The sequence below is a fragment of the Streptomyces inhibens genome, from assembly GCF_022221585.1.
In the GTDB taxonomy this organism is placed as follows: Bacteria; Actinomycetota; Actinomycetes; order Streptomycetales; family Streptomycetaceae; genus Streptomyces; species Streptomyces inhibens.
On the sequence record NZ_CP084681.1, the window covers coordinates 9,363,700 to 9,381,364 of the forward strand.

A 17,665-nucleotide genomic window follows, 5' to 3' on the forward strand; every position below is an offset into this window, starting at 1 on the left:
GGCCTTCAACAGGACAGCAGAGGTGGGCGGACAAAGCGTCCGCCCACCCCACTCTCGCGCCGCGAACCCGGCGCCGCCCGACTCGGCCGGGCTCAGTCCAGCTCGCGCCCTTCCGTCTCCGGCAGCGGCATCGCGACCAGGAGCGTCACCACCAGGAAAGCAGTGATGAAGAGCACCGTGCTGGAGAAGCCGGTGGCACGCGCGAGGAGGAAGCCGACAACCGAGGGGGCGAACGTGGTCGCGGCGAGTTGGGCGGCGGTCGCCCACGAGTAGCCGGTGCCGCGCAGCGCGGTCGGGTAGAACTCGCCGTTCCAGGTGTTCCAGACGCCCCACGCGCCCAGGCTGAAGAAGGCGAGCGCGAAGTTCGCGATGTAGAGCTCGGTCAGCGTGCCCGAGTAGGCGAAGGCGACGCCCGCGACGGCAGCAGCGGCGACGTAGGACAGGAAAACCTTCTTACGTCCGAAGCGCGCGGTCAGCAGCGAGGCCGACACGTACCCGGGGATCATGAACAGGGCGCTCAGCGCCACGAACCCCAGGCTGCTGGACATGCTGAGGCCCTTCTCCTGCAGCAGCGTCGGCAGCCAGGTCTGCAGGCCCCAGTAGCCCCAGTTGAACGCGAAGTTCAGCACCAGCATCAGCACGGTGATGCGGGCCAGTCCACCGCGGAACAGCTCCAGCGGCTTGCCGGCCTTCTCCTCGTGCTCGGAGTGGGCGAACGTCGTTCCGGCGGGCACCTGTGCCCCCAGTCGCAGCAGCACGCGACGGGCGTCGTCGTGCCGACCCTGCGCCACGAGCCAGTAGGGGGACTCGGGCACCCAGGCGCGGATCGCGAGGACCCAGAGGCACGCGAGCCCGCTCGCGATCACCACGACCCGCCAGCCGAGCCCGTGCAGCGCCTGCGTCGCACCCACAGCCGCGAGCACACCGATCGGCCAACCGATCGAGAGATAGACGGCGGCCTTGCCGCGCAGCCGCGTCGGCATCAGCTCCAGGAAGTAGGGGAACGTCATGGTGTACACCCCGGCGAGCGCCAGGCCGGAGAGGACACGTCCGGCCATCAGCACGGCGAAGTTCGGCGCGAACGCCGTGAGCATGGCTGCCACGCCGTAGCTGGCCAGGCTCCAGACGCACACTCCCCGGCGGCCCACCCGGTCTGAGACCGGCCCCCAGACCAGTGCGCCGGGGATCATGCCGAGCGCGACGGCCGACAGCGCCCAGCCGATCCGGCCGCTGTCGACGTGGAACGCTGTGCCGAGGTCGTCGGAGATGTAGACGAGAGCCAGCTGCTCCCAGGACTCGATCACGAAGGCGATGAACAGTGCTGCGATGATCCTGACGTGCACACGACCGAAGGCCATCCGCTCGAAGAACGCACCGACCTGCTGCGGAGCGTCGACCGGACGGACATCGTCGGTCTCCGCCCCCGGGCCACCTGCTCTGGCGGACACTGCGTCCATGGAATACCTCGTCTCCCAATGCGCGATCACGCTGAACCGGATCGGCGATTGCCCGGCACAGTAGACAGACCCGCTCGTCGGCAACCTGTGCCGATCGCACAGTCGGCCCGGTCGTGACCGTGCGGAGAGACCAGGCACTGACAAGGGCGTCCAACGCTTCGAACGGCTGCCCCGGTATCCCGGTATCGAGGTCAGCAGCCGTGGGAGCCAGACGACCTCGGGGGCGGGCGGTGCCTCTGTCCGCTGCAGGTGTCCGAGCCGGGCCACCAAGAGAAGACCGTCACCGCCTTCGTCGGTATTGCAGGGTAACCCGGACAGGGTGCGGTGCCGTTGCCGTCACAGGCCTCCCGAGACCCCGTGTGTCAGGAAGCTGCTCCGGACGCCCCGCGCGACGCAGTGCCGCCGGCACTGCCGGGTCCTGGCGGGCCGTGCGTTCCGCACGACCCCGCCGGAAGTCGGATCCCTAGCATGGGCCCGATCTCCCGCCCCACGAGCAGGGAGGGCCAGGTGACGCCGGGGCTCCGCACGGCGGCGGTGGGCTGTCGGAGCGGGGTGGCACGGCGTGGGCGGAGGGACCAGCATGAGGTGCGTGAGGCTTGGAGTCGACGTCGGCCGGTGCACGACCGTGGCAGTCCTCGTCCGATCCGACGGCACCATCGCGGATCATGCTGTCGTCGCCACCAGGGCCGCCTACGGCAGCAGCCTGGACGCGGTGCTCGGCAGCCTGCCGCGCCCGCTGCTGGGATCGGTGGCCGCCGTGGGCGTGACGACGGCGGAGCTGTCCGCGCGCCCGACCGGTCTGGCCGGTGTGGCGGCCCTGCGGATCTCCCCTCCGTGCCATCCGGCGCTGGCGCCCTTGGCGGGCTGGCCCGAGGCCCTGGCCGGCGCCGTGGGGTCGGTGGTCGCGATCGTCGACGGAGGTGCTTCGCTGACCGGGCTGCACCTGGAGCCCCTGGCACGTGACGATGTCGCTCGATTCGCCGCACGAGCCGCTGAGCAGGGCGTCACCGCGTTCGCGGTGACGGCGGCCGGGGCGGTCACCCGTCCCGAGATCGAAGCGGCCGCGGCTGAGATCATCGTCGAGACGGTCCCGGGTGCCCGTATCAGTCTCTCCCGGGACATCGGCCGTATCGGGCTGCGGGAACGCGAGAACGCGACGGTCGTCAACGCGGCCCTTCGGGACGAAGCCACGCGCGTCGTGGACGAGACCCGCCGCTCCCTGGCCGCCGTGGGGGTCGCGGCCCCACTGTTCTTCGGCCGTAACACCGGCGGTCGGGTGTCGGCCGAGTACTTCCGCCGCTTCCCGGTCATCGCGAGCCACTCCACGACCGCCGCCGCCCTGCGCGGCGCCGCCCGCTACGCCGCGACGCAGCGCGCCGTCGTCCTCGACATGGCGGCGGAACAAGTCAGGTGCGGGACCGTCGACGACTCCGAGATCACGGTCCGCGACAGCCGTCCGGGACCGGGTGGCATCCGGCTGGGAGTGGACGCCCCGGAGATCGAGACGCTGTCCTTCGACAGCCGCGGCGGCTCCGCAGCCGCGGTTCCTGCAGAGCTGCTGCGACAGGCACGTGAAGACATCGGCCGCCTGGTCGCTCGCGTCAGGGAGCGGACTCCCGGCGCCCCCGTGATCGCCGCTGGCGGTGCCGCCTGGATGCTGCCGGAGACGACCTTGGAACCCTGGCAGCAGCAGACCGCTGCGGCGTACGAGGCGGCGGCCTCCGACATCGCCGCCGAGGCGGCGCAGGTCGCCGTGGCCGGAGGCAGGATAGAGCTGGAGCGCGTTGTGGAATCCGTCAGCGGCAGAGCTCTGGCGGCCGTGATCGCGGCCGGGGCGAAGCCCGTCAGCGCCCGTATCGGCAGCGTCGCCCACGCGCCGGTGTCGTATCTGCCCGGTGGCGTCCACCGCATCCGTGTCCGCGCGGTCGGCACCGCCGGCGAGGAGGCGGAATGACACCGCAGACGCCGGTCGACGCATACCTGGACGCCGAAGACGTCGACGCGCTGGCCGAAGGATCGACCGTCTTGGCCGAAGGCTCGGAGGAGTCGGCCCTTGCCGTCGCCCGTGACTGGGCCCGGGCAGCGGTCCGGGAACGGGGACGCGTCCCTCTCCTCGCACCGTCCCGGCTGCCGGCAGATCTGGCATGCGCCACCGTGACGCTCGTCGGGTCCTCGGCTGCCCTGGCCGAACAGCTTCCGTCCGGACGGGAGGCCGCGAGCGCCCTCGAGGCCTTTACCCGCTGCACCGGGCGACGGCCCGACGCCCTCGTCGCTCTGAACAGTGCGGCCGAGAACGCGATGCTCGCGGCGGCAGCGGCGGCCGACTCGGGTACCTCCCTCGTGGACGGCGATGCCTGTGGCCGGGTGTTTCCGCTGCTTGAGCAGACCACGTTCACGCTTGACGGCCATGCGCCGCTGCCGTTGGCCATGACGACCTCCACCGGTGACGTCGTCGTCATCGAGCACGCGGGCACCCGCATCGAGAATCTCGTGCGGCCGCTCGTCATGGCGGCCGGAGGGTGGGCGCTGGTGGTCTGCTACCCCATGCCGGGTGACGCGGTGGCGCGGGGCGCGGTGCCCGGTTCGTTCACGCGATTGCTGACCGCGGGACGCGCCACCGGAGCGGCCCGCTTCGCCCCCTGGCGGCCGCGCGCCCTGTGCCGGGGACGGATCGCCGCCGTCGAACACCCCGAGCATGCGCTTGCCAGAGGCCCGGCCGGGTTCACCGGCCGCCAGGGCGCCCTGCCCTCACGCCGGACCAGCGTCGTCGTCACCGAGACCGAAGGATTGCGCCGTCATGTCCGGCTGGAGGCCCAGAACGAGATCCTGCTGGTCCTGGCCGACGGCGCCGTCATCGCCGAGTCTCCCGACCAGATCCTCACCCTGTCGGCCGCCGACCGGCGAGTGCTGGGAGTCGAGCATCTCGCCCCCGGCGTTCAGGTCGAGGTCGTCGCCATCGACGCCCACCCCGCCTGGCACACCCCGGAAGGCCTCGCTCTCGCGGCCGAGGGAGAAGTGCCGGGACCGACGAGTCCGGCCCGTTCAGCCGGCCCCACGAGAGGTACCCGAAGGTGAACCGCCCCGCTCCCGCCGCCCTGACCGTGGCCGAGCTGGCGCACGGGCCGCTGCCCGGCGTGCGCATCATCGGAGCCGCAGGCACGGGCGGCGAGGTCCACGACGTCCGCATCGTCGACCAGCTCGACGCCCTCGACACCTTGCGCCCGCACACCGCCGTCGTGCTCGCCGGGACCGTCGCCCGTACGGGCTGGACGGTGGAGATGGCGCTCCGCAAGGCGTGGGAACACGCGGCCGCCTGTGTCGTCGTGCCTGACCTCGCGACCGACGAGGAGTCAGTGGGAACGCTCGCCGAACGGCTGGCCGTCCCTCTGCTCCTGACCTCCGAGGACACGCTGGCCGCCGCCGTACGGATCGCTTCCGCCGTCGCACGCCCGGAAGCCGGCCGTACGGCGCTGCTGGCTCGTGCCGCGCAGGAACTGGCCGACGCGGGCCCGCGCGCGGACGCCGTGCTCTCCACGCTCCACGCGGTGCTCTCCGCCACCACCGTGGCGCTGACCGACGGCGCGGGCAACCTGCTCGCCGGCCGCCGTGCGGCACTCGACGCCTTGAAGGACCGTTCCTCACCGCCCCCGGTAACCATGGTGACCGTCGAGGTGCCCGGCCCGGACCGCCGTGTCTTGGGACGCCTGGTGGCGACCGTGCGAGGGGACGCACCGGGCTGGCCCGGGACCGTCGAGGACGTCCTGAGACTCGCCGTGGCCCCTCTGACCGCCTGGGCGGCCGAGCGACGCCTGTTGGCGGACCGCGACAGCCGCTTCGCCGGAGCACTGCTGCGCCGTTTTCTCGCCGACGGCGCACCGCACCCCGACGTGCGCGCCGAAGCGGTCGCCCTGGGGTGGCCGGTCTCCGGTCCGCTCGTCGCCTTCGCGATCCGGCAGGCGGGTGAATCCGACACCGACCGCAGCGACATCGACGCGGCACTGCGCGCCGTGTGGCCGTCGCGCGGCCACGGGCCGCTCGTTGTCCTGGACGACACGTGGGTGGCGTGGCAGGGGCCCCGTACCCCGGCCCGGCAGCCCGGGGACGAGGGGACCGAGGACGAGGAGACCAGGGCGGACGAGGAAGCACGCCTGCGCCAGGCGGTCAACGACGTGCGGAAGGTCGTGACGGCGCTGGCCGGCTACGCGCCGCTGGCCGCGGCTGTCGCCGGTCCGGGAGGGGATCTCGCCGAGCTGACGCCGTTGCTGGAATCGGCGGACGCCGCCGCGCAGGTCGCGGCGGCGGCAGGCGCGGGCACGGTCGTCCGGGCCGATCAGCTGGGTCCGGCGCAGATGCTGGCCGCGGTACCGGCCGCGCAACTGCGCGGCACCGCCGAGGCGGTCATGGCACGGCTGCTCGCCGTCGATCCCGACGGGAGCCTGCGGCAGACGCTCACGGCCGTTCTGGACACCGGAGCGGCGCCGTCCGCCGCGGCGGTGCGTCTGGGCGTGCACCGCAACACGGTCGCGGCCCGCATGGACAGGATCCGCGCGCTGGGCTACGACATCGACGATCCGCAGCAGCGCCTCGCACTGCATCTGGCCTGCCACGTGCTCGGCACGCCCCCGCACTGAGCGCACGGCCCGCTCCCCCGTGGGGGCGGGGGAGCGGCCTCCTGCGGGCGAGGTCAGACGAGGCCGTACGCGGTGCGCGCCCAGTCGTCGCTGACCAGGCCCTCGCGGACGTCCTCGACGACCGCCGCGCGCGGACGCTCGGCCGCGGGACCAAAGCCGCCGCCCCCGCCGCTCTCGCAGCGCAGGATGTCCCCTGCCCGTACGTCGACCGCGTTGGCCTTCAGCAGGGTGCGCTGGCGCGGCGTTCCGGGGTTGAGCCGTACGAGCGGAGGAGCGCCGTCGGCGCCGCCGAACAGACCCCAGGCCGGGGTGGTCGAGCGTTCCCACCACAGCGAGAGCTTCTGATCGGCCTCGAAGCGGTATTCGCGGATGACGCCGTTGCCGCCTCGGGTGCGGCCCGGGCCCCCGGAGTCGGGCCGGATGGCGTAGTGGGTGACGCGGACGGGGAAGAGCGTCTCCAGGACCTCGACGGGCATGTCCCGCAGCGATCCGTTGACGTTGTTGATCAGGCAGCTCTCGCCGTCGTCGGTGCGCCAAGCCCCCCATCCGCCGACCGTGGCCTCCTGGGAGACGAACGGGCGGCCGCTTCGCGGGTCTGTCCCGGTGAACTGAACGATCATGGAATCGCCGTAGCTCGCGGCCGCCGCCTTGTCAGGCAGCGCGGCAGCGAGGGCCTTGACGACGAGATCGATGATCAGCCCGAGATGGGAGTAGTAGTACTGGCAGGCAGCGGGTTCGACCGCAGCCAGCATGGTTCCCGGCCTGGTGACGACCTCCAGCGGCTTGAACGAGCCGCCGTTCAGCGGGATATCGCCGCTGACCAGCAGTTTGTACGCGACGCGGCAGGCCGCCACGGTCTGCGCCGCGCCGCAGTTGACCGGGCCGGTGGCCTGTTCGGCGCAGTCGGTCAGGTCGACGGCTATGCGATCACCGGAGACGGTCACCCGCACGGTCACCGGCAGCGGGGTGCTCAGGTCGATCCCGTCGTTGTCGAGACAGCCACTCGCCTCGTAGACACCGTCCGGCAGGGCCGCGATCCGTTGCCGCTCCATCTGCTCGGTCTGGGCGAACACGGCGTCCCGTGCCGCCAGCACGGTCTCCAGGCCCCAGCGTCCGACGATCTCGGTCAGTCGCTGTGCGCCGGTACGGGCGCAGGCGACCTGGGCGCGCATGTCGCCCAGCGTCGGTTCGGGGAACCGCACATTGCGCGCGATCAGCGAGTGCACCTGATCGCAGGGCTCACCGTCCTCGTAGATCTTGATCGGTCCCAGCCGCAGGCCCTCCTGGTAGATGGAGGTGGAGTCCATCGACCCGCCCGGGTCCTTGGAGCCCATGTCGATCCAGTGCGCCCGGGAGGCGGCGAACCCGATGAGCACGGGTGCCTCGTCGGGCTCCGCGGGCTCGGAGAAGATCGGCGCGTACACGGTGACGTCGTTGAGGTGGGTGCCGCCGATGTAGGAGTCGTTGAGGACCCATACGTCGCCCGGCTGCCACACGTCGCGGCCGTGGACGCGCTCGGTGGCCCGAGTGCACTCCTCCAGATTGCCCAGGAAGATCGGCAGGCCGGAGGACTGACCCAGGACGTTGTGCTCGTGGTCGAGCAGGGCGACCGCGCAGTCCTTGGCCTCGTAGATCGTCGGTGTGTAGGACGAGCGGATCAGGGTGGTGTTCATGTCCTCGGCGGCCTGCAGCAGGGCGCAGCGGATGATTTCCGTGGTGACCGGGTCGATGGCGCTCATGCCGATGCTCCAACCGTGATGACGAGGAATCCGTTCGCGTCCACCACCGCGGAGGAGCCGGGGGGCAGGACCGTGGTGGAGGTGTCCTCCACCACGATGGCGGGCCCGGCGAGCCGGTGGCCGGAGGGAAGGTGCTCACGGCGCAGGATGGCCGTCTCATGCACCTGGCCGTCGAAGACGACCTGGCGGGTTGAGGCGTCCCGGGAGGGGTCCGCCTCGGTCGGGTACGGGCCGGGCTCGATCCGGGACAGCCCACCCAGCCCCGTGGTGCGCAGCGTCACGAACTCCACGGGCGCGTGCGGAGTGGCGTGGCCGTAGCGGGCCTCGTGCAGCTGCGCGAAACGTTCGGCGATCTCGGCGGTGAAACCCTCGCCGAGCGGCTCGTCCGATCCGGACAGAGGCACGGGCAGCGTGTAGTCCTGGCCCTCGTAGCGCATGTCGACGCTGTGCTCGACACGGCAGTCCGCGGCCGGAACGCCCTGGTCGGCGAGCTCCGCCAGTGCCTCCCGCGCCAGCTCGGCCAGCGCACCGGACATCGCCGCACCGTCGAGCGCCGCGTCGGAGACGAAGAACTGGCGCGACAGATCGCGACGTACGTCGGTGCCGAGCATCCCCCAGGCGGAGAAGGCACCAGGCATACGGGGAATGACCACTTCGCCGATCCCCAGTTCGCGGGCGATGGCCACGGCGTGCAGGGGCCCGGCACCACCGAAGGCGAGCATGGTGAACTCACGCGGTTCGAGACCGTGCTCGACGGTGAGCGTACGGATCGCCTGCGCCATTTTGGCGTTGGCGACGTCGCAGATCCCGTCGGCGAGTTCGGTCGCGCTCATGGCCAGCTCGTCAGCGAGCTTGCCCACCGCGCGCCCCGCCGCGTCGACGTCGAGCGTCATACGGCCGCCCGCGAACCACTCAGGGTCGACCCGCCCCAGGACGGCGTTGGCGTCCGTCACGGTCGGCTGCGTACCGCCGCGGCCGTAGCAGGCCGGGCCGGGCGTGGCGCCCGCCGACTCGGGACCGACCCGAAGACCGCCGGCCTCCGAGTAGGCGATGGAGCCGCCGCCCGCGCCGATGGTGTGCAGGTTGACCAGGGGCATCAGGACGGGGAACCCGTCGGCCGTGCCTTCGCTGGAGATGTCCGGGCGTCCGTCGAGGACGAGGGAAACGTCGAACGATGTGCCGCCCATGTCGACGCACACCGCGTTGCGACGCCCCAGCGTCGCGGCCACGGCGGCCGCGCCCATCGTGCCGCCGACCGGTCCCGACAGCAGCGTGTGCAGGGGACTGCGCCGGGCGAAGGCGGCGTTGACGATGCCGCCCGACGATTGCATGACCTGGACGGGGACGGTCAGGCCCCGCTCGGCGAACCGCTCCTCGATGTGGCTCAGGTAGCGGCGTACGACCGGGCCGGTGTACGCCTCCAGCACCGTGGTGGACGTGCGCTCGTACTCGCGCCATTCCCGGGCGACCTGGTGGGAGAGGACCACCATGGTGCTCTCTCCGAGCTCCTCGGCCAGGATGGCGCCCGACCGCAGTTCGTGTTCCGGGTTGACGTGGGCGAACAGGAAGCAGACCGCGACGACGTCGTAGCCCTCGGCACGCGCCTTCCGGGCGGCCTGCCGCACGGCGTCCTCGTCCAGCGGCTCGACCTCGGCGCCGCGCCAGTCCAGGCGACCTGCCGCTTCCACGGTCGTGGACCGGTCCACGAGCGGGGTGGGCTTGCGGTAGTGCAACTCGAACATGTCGTTTCGGTTGCCGCGGGCGATGTGCAAGACATCGCGCATGCCGGCGGTCGTCAGGAGCAGCACCTTCGCACCCTTGCGCTCAAGGAGCGCATTGAGTCCCTGGGTCGTGCCGTGCACGAAGAAGGAGATGTGCTGCGGGGAATCGACCTCGAGCGAAAGCGCGGAGAACACGCCCTCTGCCAGATCACCTGGTGTGGTCGGTGCCTTCGAAGCATGGAAAGTGCCGCGGTCTTCGTCATAGGCGACGACATCGGTGAACGTGCCACCGATGTCCATGGCCACCCGAAAAGTCATTTGAGCCTCCCGGCTTCTCACAGGAACTGGCAGGGACGCTAGCCACGCGGCGTCGACGCGTCGTGTGCGTCTCGCACCCTCCCGGAGCGTGCGGCAGTGCACGGCGCACAGCCGGCTCCGCGGGCGCATGCCGATCATTCGAGACATGAACAAACCCAACGAACCGGCCTTCGGCAGCGATGTGTACGCGGCACGCATGGCGAGGGCGACCGCGGCGGCGGAGGCGGCGGGGCTCTCCGGGCTCGTCGTGCTGCCCGGCCCCGATCTCACCTGGCTGACGGGATACCTCCCGCCGCCGACCGAGCGTCTGACGATGCTCGCCCTGAGCACCGGGGAGACGCCCCGACTGCTGGTCCCCCTCCTGGAACGGGCCGACGCGGAGGCCGCCCCGGCGGCGGCCGCGGTGCGCATGGTGACCTGGCGGGACGGCGAGAACCCCCACGAGGCCGCAGCCGGTCTGCTGAGGCCGGGGCGGTACGCCGTGTCCGACGAGGCCTGGGCCCTGCACGTACTGGGACTCCAAGGCGCGGCGGCGGGCGTCCGGCTCGTGGCGACGGGTGACGTCCTTCCCATGCTCCGAGCGGTCAAGGAGGAGCACGAGACGGGACGGCTCGCGGCCGCCGGAGCCGCCGCCGACGCCGCCTACACCGACATCCTCCGGGTGCGGTTCGCCGGCCGACGGGAGTCGGACGTGGCGGAGGATCTCGCCCGGCTGCTGACCGGGCACGGACACGGCCAGGTCGACTTCACCCTCGTCGGCTCGGGACCCAACGGGGCGAACCCCCACCACGAGGCGGGCGAGCGTCTCATACGGACCGGTGACACCGTGGTGCTCGACTTCGGCGGGCTCGTCGCCGGATACGGCTCGGACATCAGCCGCACCGTGCACGTGGGAGAACCGGGCGCCCTCGAAAAGGAGGTGCACGCCGTGGTGCTGGCTGCGCAGCAGGCCGCATTCGAGGCGGTGAACCCCGGTGTGACGTGCGAGGCCGTCGACCGGGCGGCGCGCACCGTCATCGAGGAGGCCGGCTGGGGGCAGTACTTCATCCACCGCACCGGGCACGGCATCGGCGTCACCACGCACGAACCGCCGTACCTCGTGGCAGGTGAGAAGCAGCCGTTGGAGCCGGGAATGTGCTTCTCCATCGAACCCGGGATCTACCTGCCGGGCCGATTCGGAGTACGGATCGAGGACATCGTCGTCTGCACCGAGGACGGCGCACGACGCCTGAACCACAGCCCGCGCGACCTGGCGGTGGTCCGATGACCGCGGCGTCGCACGAGCGCGACGAGGCCTGGGCCTGCCTCACCGGCATGTACGACGCCTACATGGCAGGACAACCTGAGGCCGTCGACACGTTCCTCGATCCCGATGCCACCATTTTCGACTCCGCCCGGCCGGACCTGATCCGAGGGAAGGCGGAACTGGACGAGGTCCGCCGTGCCCGCCCGGCTCCAGGAGACGGCCCGGTGGAGGAGTCGGTGGAAGCCGTCCGCCCGGTCATCGACGTCTTCGGTGAGCTCGCTCTCGTCCGGTACTGGCTGGTCGTGACGTTCCGCCCCGACAGTCAAGGGCGGTCGCTCGTGCCGGAAACGGTGCGGAACACTGCCGTACTGACCCGCGCCTCGGGGCGCTGGCGCATCCTCCACCTCCACGAGGACGTCGTGCAGACCGGCGGGCACGCCGGCTGACACCCCCCGGACCGGCCTCGCTCCCACCCGCCGGATCCAGCCGAGCTTTTGCAGGCTGCGGAGCAGGCAGCGGCGGCTTACCGCTTGCCAGCGTCAGGACAAACCCCGGACCTCGGAGCGCTGCATCAGGCCCTCGGGGTCGTCTTTCTGGAAGGGCCCTCGGAAGTGACAAGGACGGCCGCCGAGCTAGTCCCATCCTCCGCACATGACCGGTTCGGATGATCCGGCGATGTGCCCGCTACCCGGCCGGGTGCGCTCGTTGAATGAGACGTGCCGATATCTCGTACACGTCGCTCACGGGTCCAGCGTCCCCGGATGACGGTGGAGTTGACTTCCGTGGTGGAGAGACGTCCGGGCGCTCTGCCTGCCTCTGCCGAGTTTCTGCGTCGGCTGGACGTGGCCGGGATCATCGACGAGCTGTGCCCGGTCCGGGATGTGGCGCACTTGACGCACGGGCAGGTCATCGAAGTGCTGATCGCTAACCGGCTCTCCTCGCCGACTTCGATGACTTCGATGGTCGGGGTGGAGAACTGGGCGCGCAGGTGGGCTGTGCCGGAGGTGTTCGGCGTTGATCCGGAACTGCTCAATGACGACCGGATCGCCCGGGCGCTGGACGCGATCGCCCGTGTCTGGAGGAGATCACCGGCTCGGTCGGCGCGCAGGCGATTACGGAGTTCGGCATCGATACCACCCAGATCCACTGGGACCTGACCTCGATGTCACTGTTCGGCGCATATGAGAACCAAGAAGAGGGGTTCCCACAGGTCAAGTACGGCCACCCCAAGGACCGGCGGGTGGACTTGAAGCAGATCCAGACCGGGCTGGCCGTCGGCCGAGACGGGGGCGTCCCGCTGTTCCACCGCGTCTACGACGGCGGGGCGGGCGAGGTCGCCCAGGTCGTCGGCGCGATGAAGTCCCTGCGCAAGATCGCCGACCGCAAGGACTTCCTGCTCGTCGCGGACTCCAAGCTCGTGTCCTACCCGAACATCACCGCGCTGCTGGACGCCAATGCCGACTTCATCGCTGCCGGATCGACGCCTTCGTCGACCTCCAGCGCAAGATCGTGCGGCACGACGATGCCATCCGCACCGCGCTGACCACTGGCATGTCCAACGGGCTGGTCGAGTCGACGAACACCAAGACCCGCCCGATCATCCGACGAGGCTTCGGCTTCCGCTCCGCCGACGCGATCATCGCCCTCGTCATGCTCACCCTCGCCGGAGGCAAACCCACCCTCCCCGGCCGCCAACTCGCAATCGCCTGAGCCATACATGCAGCAGGAGAGCCTGAATTCGCACGACTGCCCGATGGGGGATCACCTAAGGTATGCGGCATGACGCTGCAACTTGTTCAGGTGAACTTCAAGGCCCGGGACGACTCGGCGCTCGGCCAGTTCTGGGCGGAGGTTCTCGGCTGGAGTGTTTCCAGCGAAGGGCCCGGCGTCACCAACCTGGAACCCGTGGGCTTCGACTGGCCGGACCCGTCCGCCATCTGCATCGATCTCGTCCGCGTCCCGGACCCGGAGACGGTGAAGTACCGCGTGCACATCGAGCTCGCCACCACCTCCGACGCCCATCAGGCGGAGTTGGTCGCACGTCTGAAGGAGCTCGGGGCGACGCCCGCCGATGTGGGCCGGGGCGACGCGCCGTGGACGGTGATGGCCGACCCGGAAGGCAACGTGTTCAGCGTCCTGGAGCCCCGGGAGCTCTACCGGGACACCGGGCCGATAGCCGCCGTGGTCGTCGACTGCGCCGACCCACGGGCCATGGTCCGGTTCTGGGGCGAGGCGATCGACTGGACCGTCCACGAGCTGACCGACGACCGCGCCCTGCTGCGCTCCGTCAAGGGCGTCGGACCGTACCTGGAGTTCCGCCGCACGCCCGACGACGAGGTCGTATGGAGCCGCGTCCATCTCGACGTGATGTCCGACCCCGTCGAGGATCAGGCGAGGGAGGTCGCCCGGCTCGAAGGCCTCGGCGCGATACGGGCCGACGTGGGTCAGGGTGACGTCTCCTGGGTCGTCCTGGCCGACCCGGCGGGCAACGAGTTCTGCGTCCTCGGCCGGGGCTGACGCGGAACTCCGTCAGCGCCCTCATGGCGGTGCGGCAGTGCGCGGCGCCGGGCCCCGCCCTCCCCGGCCGCCAACTCACGACAGCCTGACCCACGCATACGGCAGGAGAGCCCATTTTCCGGTGACTTGAGCGCATCGGCGAGGCGGGGCATACGTCGAGTTGGATGCGAGGCTCGTTTTCGATGACGTGTCACGTGGAGTGCGTCGACCATCCTTGAATCAGTGAAAAATGCCCGCTGATCTGCGGTTTCTTGTGGTGTGTGTTCTGTCCCGGTCACCGCCCAGGCTCATAGTGCCTGAAACCCCGATCTTGGTACTCCAGCCGTAGTTTGTGCTCTTCGCGTGGTGGCCGCTGTCTGGCGTCACCAGCGGGCGACGAGCGTCTCCTCCTTGCCCCGGTTGCGGTACAGCCAGGTGGTCCCCGGCGCGACATCCCCCGTCAGATAACCGACGATGGGCTCCCGCTGCGTTGCGCTGTCCAGCTCGCCCAGCAGCTTCAGGGCGTCGGGCAGGGGGAAGAATGCGGCCTGCTTGATGTCGTCGTCCTCCGGCGTGACGTCTCCCGACCACTCGTCGATCTCGAAGGCAGCGGCCAACGCCGAGGGGTACTGCTCGGAGTCGGTGTGAATGAGGAACGCGGTCCGCACCGGGTCGCCGACCAGCAGTCCCGTCTCCTCCTGTAGCTCACGCCGGAGGGCTTCGTGCAAGAGTTCGCCGTCCTCGATCCCGCCACCGGGAAGGGACCAGAGAATCTCACCGCCGGCGCCGAGGCTCTCTCGCACGAGCAGGATCTCGTTGCCTCTGCGGATGATGCCAATGACCAGCTGCACCCGTGGTACTGGGGCCTTCGAATTCTCAACCGTCATGTCGCGGACCGTACGTGACGGCCAGTCCGCCGGGCAGCGTGCGCCAGATCTGTCGACCGTCGATATTTCCCATGAGGAAGTGACGAGAGTCAGGGCTGAGGTTGACACATGACCGTCGGTGGCTGTGGTGGCGTTTGGGGTAGGGGAGCCGGTCGAAGTTGTCGATGTCGAGACCGATCCTGCCGCCGGTGGTGAAGTCTGGTGAAGTCTTCGGTGGTGGCGAGCTGGTGCCCCGGGCCGGCCGCGCAGTCCAAGAGGATGGTGGGCCACCTGCCGATGGGCGGGTCAGGGCGGGCAGTTGCTTCGAGCCGGCCTGCCTCGTCGTTCGTACGGAAGGCCGGCAGCGGGCGGTGGCTCAGCTCGATCAGCTCGCTTGTTGGTGTCGCTGCATTGGGCCGTAGCTGTTGGACTTCGGCGCCGGTGAGTGTCCGTCAATCTGCGCCTTGTCCGCGTCTGGTTCGTAACTGATCCACATTTTCTGCATTGAGCGATGACATGCGCAGGCCATAGGTATATGGTTTCGGCCACTGTTACCTAGGGTGTTGCTCTGGCCAACGGTTGATCCGGTGGTCAACAGCTGCAGTGCCCGGGGCGCAGTGCCCTACCCCCCTCACAGCTCTGCCCGCGTGCACCGGACCCGGTCGTGTCAGACCGGGGTCGTGCGCGCCGCAGAAAGGCATGCCCATGTCCCAGATACGGGTCACGAGACCCGCCGCTCTTACCGCGCTGGCAGGCGTAGGCGCCTGTCTGGCAATCGTCGTCGTGCCGTCCGCGTTCGCGGGCACGACCACCCCGGCCGGCGGCACCTGCACGATCCGCCCCGCGGAGAAGAGCTCCGAGGCGCCGCTCAGTTGTCTCGGCGTCACCGCTTCTCTCGACCATCTGCCTGCTGTCGGCGAGCAGGCCACCCTCACCGTGGACGTCCAGGCGCAGGCAGACGTCAAGCACGCCGGACTGTCCGTCCAACTGCCGCCCGCGCTCCGGATGACCGGCCAGGAATCCGGCCTCGCCGCACCCACAACGGACACCTTCGGCCAGCGCACCAGCCAGACGCTCGCCCTCACCCCTGGCACCCACACCGTCAAGCTCAAGGTCAAGGCAGTCGCCGCCGGACCCGCCCAGATCCAGGCGGACATCAGCGACATCGACCGTCCCGACCCGCGCCGCGCCGGGCACGACTCGGTGGAACTCACCGTCGGCACATCCAAGGGCTCCTCCGACAAGGGCGTCTCGGTCACCAAGGCCGGCGCGGCCCCGGTCCACGGTCCCGGGGCCGGCGCCCGCAAGGTACGCCCGGTCAGCCCCAAGGTCCCTGCCCCTGCCCGTGCCTCGGCTGCCTCGGCCCCGGCCTCCCCGCGCGCCACCGCCGCGGCCACGTCCAACGCCCAGGTCTGCGTCAGCGGAACCTTCCGCAACCGCTTCCAGTCCGCCGAGGGCGGCAGTTGGAACGGCAAGGCCAACCGGGACGAGCCGGTCAGCAACGTCAACATCACCCTGTGGGGCAAGCCGACCGCCAACAGCGGTACGCAGAAGCTCGCCACGGGGATGACCGGCAACGGCGACGGCAAGTTCAACCTCTGCTACACCCCGAGCGCCTCCGCCATCTCCCAGGCATGGGTGGAGTTCCAGACGCAGGCCGGCCGGATGTGGTCGGTGGTCGACGGCAGCGGCCGCCTCTACTCCACCGCCACGTACTCGCTGAACAACATCTCGGGCAACACCAGCCTGGGCAACGTGTACGCCAACGACGGACAGAGCCGTGCCTGGCACGCCCTCGACACCCTCAACAAGCTGTGGTGGAACCGCGGTTCCACGACCAACTGCTGGGCAAGCAGCCAGCAGGACGGCCAGTGCACCCCGATCACCGTCCAGTGGTACCCCGGCTCCACCGACGGCACGTACTGGACCACCAACGAGGACAAGATCCACCTCGCGGACAACGACCCCGACTCCGAGCACACCACCGTCCACGAAGCGGGCCACGCCCTCATGGGCAAGCTCTACAAGGGCTGGTGGCCGAACGTGAGCAACTGCTCGCCCCACTACGTCAACCGCACCTCCTCCACCAGCTGTGGCTGGACCGAGGGCTTCGCCAACGCGGTGGCGTTCCACACCTTCAACGACACCACGTACTACTGGGGCAACGGCAGCTCCATGAACCTCGCCAATGACCGCTCCACGAACGGCATCGACGCGGGCGACGCCTGCGAGGCCCGCGTTGCCACCGCGCTGGTCGACGTGTGGTCCCAGGTCGACGGCGGCTGGACGAAGAGCAACACCATGATGTCCCGGACCTGGCAGTCCAGCTTCCGCGAGTACTTCGTCAACGACAGGCCCGATTACGGCCTGGACAGCGGCTCGACGGCCCGGAACATCCTCTACAACCACACCATCCAGTACTGACACTGACTGCTGTCAGCTGGACAGCCCCATGGACCGGGCCGACAGTCGGCCCGGTCCATGCGCGTGTTCCCACTGAAGTGCCCTGTGTGCGTGGGGGCGGTCCAGTACTGCAACGGTGTTTGTGCTGATGGCTGGGCAGTTCTATGGGCTGTGTCCGCGTCGTGTGTAGTGACTGATGCGGGCCTGGTGTTGTCGCTTTCGGCGCCAGTGTGACCAGTGCGGGATGTGGTCGACGGGTGTGGGTCGGCGGGAGGCTCCCGGCCGCTCGGCGGGCGATCTGCTCGTCGGCACAAACCCGGCTGCGCAGGAACGACCTCTCACCCGTCATCGACTTGCTGCGGGGCTGGTCAGCCGTCTCCGCGGAGTGTCCGTGCGAGTGCGGAGCGGTGGGTCGGTTTCGCGTCGCTGTAACGCTTGTGGCCTTCGTCGGTGAGGACGACGAAGATGCCGCGGCGGTCGAGATCACACATGACGCGCTCGACGAGGCCGCCTCGTTCCAGCCTGGCGACCAGCCGGGACGCGGCGCTCTGGCTCAGGTGCACCGCGTTGGTGAGGTCCTGGCCCCGGCACTTGCCGTGGACGGAGGAGGCGAGGAGTTCGAGTGCCTCGAACTCGCTGACGCTGATGTCGTGCTGTGCCTGCAAATCGTGCTCAAGAGCGTTGTGCACGGCGGCATGACGGGCGAGAAGCCCATGCCACTCCTCGACCAATTCCTGCTCCGTGCCACCGATCATGGGGCCAGGATAACATGCGCCAGCATTTGATGC

General features: G+C 70.0%; 14 protein-coding genes and 1 pseudogene. 10 read left to right on the plus strand and 5 right to left on the minus strand.

From position 1 onward, the window contains the following. Positions 1-92: 92 nt before the first annotated feature. Positions 93-1,448, minus strand: coding sequence for an MFS transporter (locus KI385_RS42125; protein ID WP_238577271.1), 1,356 nt, complete (start codon positions 1,446-1,448; stop codon positions 93-95). A 598-nt stretch (positions 1,449-2,046) separates the two neighbouring features. Here KI385_RS42125 and KI385_RS42130 point away from each other — a divergent pair. Genes KI385_RS42130 through KI385_RS42140 form a run of 3 tightly spaced genes read left to right on the plus strand, consistent with a single transcriptional unit; the run spans position 2,047 to position 6,088 of the window. Then, complete coding sequence (locus KI385_RS42130) at positions 2,047-3,411, plus strand: hydantoinase/oxoprolinase family protein (RefSeq protein ID WP_238577272.1); 1,365 nt, start codon at positions 2,047-2,049, stop codon at positions 3,409-3,411. Beyond that, positions 3,408-4,532, plus strand: a complete 1,125-nt coding sequence (locus KI385_RS42135; RefSeq protein ID WP_238577273.1) for a DUF917 domain-containing protein — start codon at positions 3,408-3,410, stop codon at positions 4,530-4,532. The genes KI385_RS42130 and KI385_RS42135 overlap by 4 nt, the downstream gene beginning before the upstream one ends. Continuing rightward, positions 4,529-6,088, plus strand: coding sequence for a PucR family transcriptional regulator (locus KI385_RS42140; protein WP_238577274.1), 1,560 nt, complete (start codon positions 4,529-4,531; stop codon positions 6,086-6,088). The genes KI385_RS42135 and KI385_RS42140 overlap by 4 nt, the downstream gene beginning before the upstream one ends. A gap of 53 nt (positions 6,089-6,141) precedes the next feature. On the opposite strand, the gene KI385_RS42145 is transcribed toward KI385_RS42140, so the two are convergent. Both KI385_RS42145 and KI385_RS42150 read right to left on the minus strand, forming a co-directional pair. Next, positions 6,142-7,827, minus strand: coding sequence for a hydantoinase B/oxoprolinase family protein (locus KI385_RS42145; protein ID WP_238577275.1), 1,686 nt, complete (start codon positions 7,825-7,827; stop codon positions 6,142-6,144). After that, a complete protein-coding gene (locus tag KI385_RS42150) occupies positions 7,824-9,866 on the minus strand; it encodes a hydantoinase/oxoprolinase family protein (protein WP_238577276.1) in 2,043 nt (680 codons plus the stop codon). Before KI385_RS42150 ends, KI385_RS42145 begins: the two co-directional genes overlap by 4 nt. 145 nt (positions 9,867-10,011) lie before the next feature. On the opposite strand from KI385_RS42150, the gene KI385_RS42155 reads away from it, so the two are divergent. The 6 genes and pseudogenes from KI385_RS42155 (at position 10,012) to KI385_RS42180 (ending at position 13,629) form a co-directional block, all read left to right on the plus strand. Further along, positions 10,012-11,133 carry a M24 family metallopeptidase gene (locus KI385_RS42155; RefSeq protein WP_238577277.1) on the plus strand — a complete coding sequence of 374 codons (1,122 nt, stop codon included), beginning with the start codon at positions 10,012-10,014 and terminating at the stop codon, positions 11,131-11,133. Next, complete coding sequence (locus KI385_RS42160; RefSeq protein WP_238577278.1) at positions 11,130-11,558, plus strand: YybH family protein; 429 nt, start codon at positions 11,130-11,132, stop codon at positions 11,556-11,558. The genes KI385_RS42155 and KI385_RS42160 overlap by 4 nt, the downstream gene beginning before the upstream one ends. 315 nt (positions 11,559-11,873) lie before the next feature. Then, on the plus strand, positions 11,874-12,269 hold the full coding sequence (locus KI385_RS42165) for a DUF4277 domain-containing protein (protein ID WP_238577279.1): 396 nt from the start codon (positions 11,874-11,876) through the stop codon (positions 12,267-12,269). Next, positions 12,239-12,655: a hypothetical protein gene (locus KI385_RS42170; protein ID WP_425357121.1), complete on the plus strand. Its 417-nt coding sequence runs from the start codon at positions 12,239-12,241 to the stop codon at positions 12,653-12,655. The genes KI385_RS42165 and KI385_RS42170 overlap by 31 nt, the downstream gene beginning before the upstream one ends. Beyond that, positions 12,577-12,822: pseudogene (locus KI385_RS42175) on the plus strand (transposase); the annotation flags it as partial. The gene KI385_RS42170 and the pseudogene KI385_RS42175, both read left to right, overlap by 79 nt. 69 nt (positions 12,823-12,891) lie before the next feature. Then, positions 12,892-13,629 carry a VOC family protein gene (locus KI385_RS42180; protein WP_238577281.1) on the plus strand — a complete coding sequence of 246 codons (738 nt, stop codon included), beginning with the start codon at positions 12,892-12,894 and terminating at the stop codon, positions 13,627-13,629. Positions 13,630-13,991: 362 nt separating this feature from the next. Here the strand turns inward: KI385_RS42180 and KI385_RS42185 are convergent, their stop codons facing one another. Further along, on the minus strand, positions 13,992-14,495 hold the full coding sequence (locus tag KI385_RS42185; protein WP_238577282.1) for an NUDIX hydrolase: 504 nt from the start codon (positions 14,493-14,495) through the stop codon (positions 13,992-13,994). A gap of 684 nt (positions 14,496-15,179) precedes the next feature. Here KI385_RS42185 and KI385_RS42190 point away from each other — a divergent pair. Continuing rightward, entirely contained in the window at positions 15,180-16,898 is a 1,719-nt protein-coding gene (locus KI385_RS42190; protein WP_238577283.1) for a mycolysin, read from the plus strand. Between the two features lie 347 nt (positions 16,899-17,245). Here KI385_RS42190 and KI385_RS42195 read toward each other — a convergent pair whose 3' ends face one another. After that, entirely contained in the window at positions 17,246-17,632 is a 387-nt protein-coding gene (locus KI385_RS42195) for a MarR family winged helix-turn-helix transcriptional regulator (protein ID WP_238577284.1), read from the minus strand. Positions 17,633-17,665: the final 33 nt, after the last annotated feature.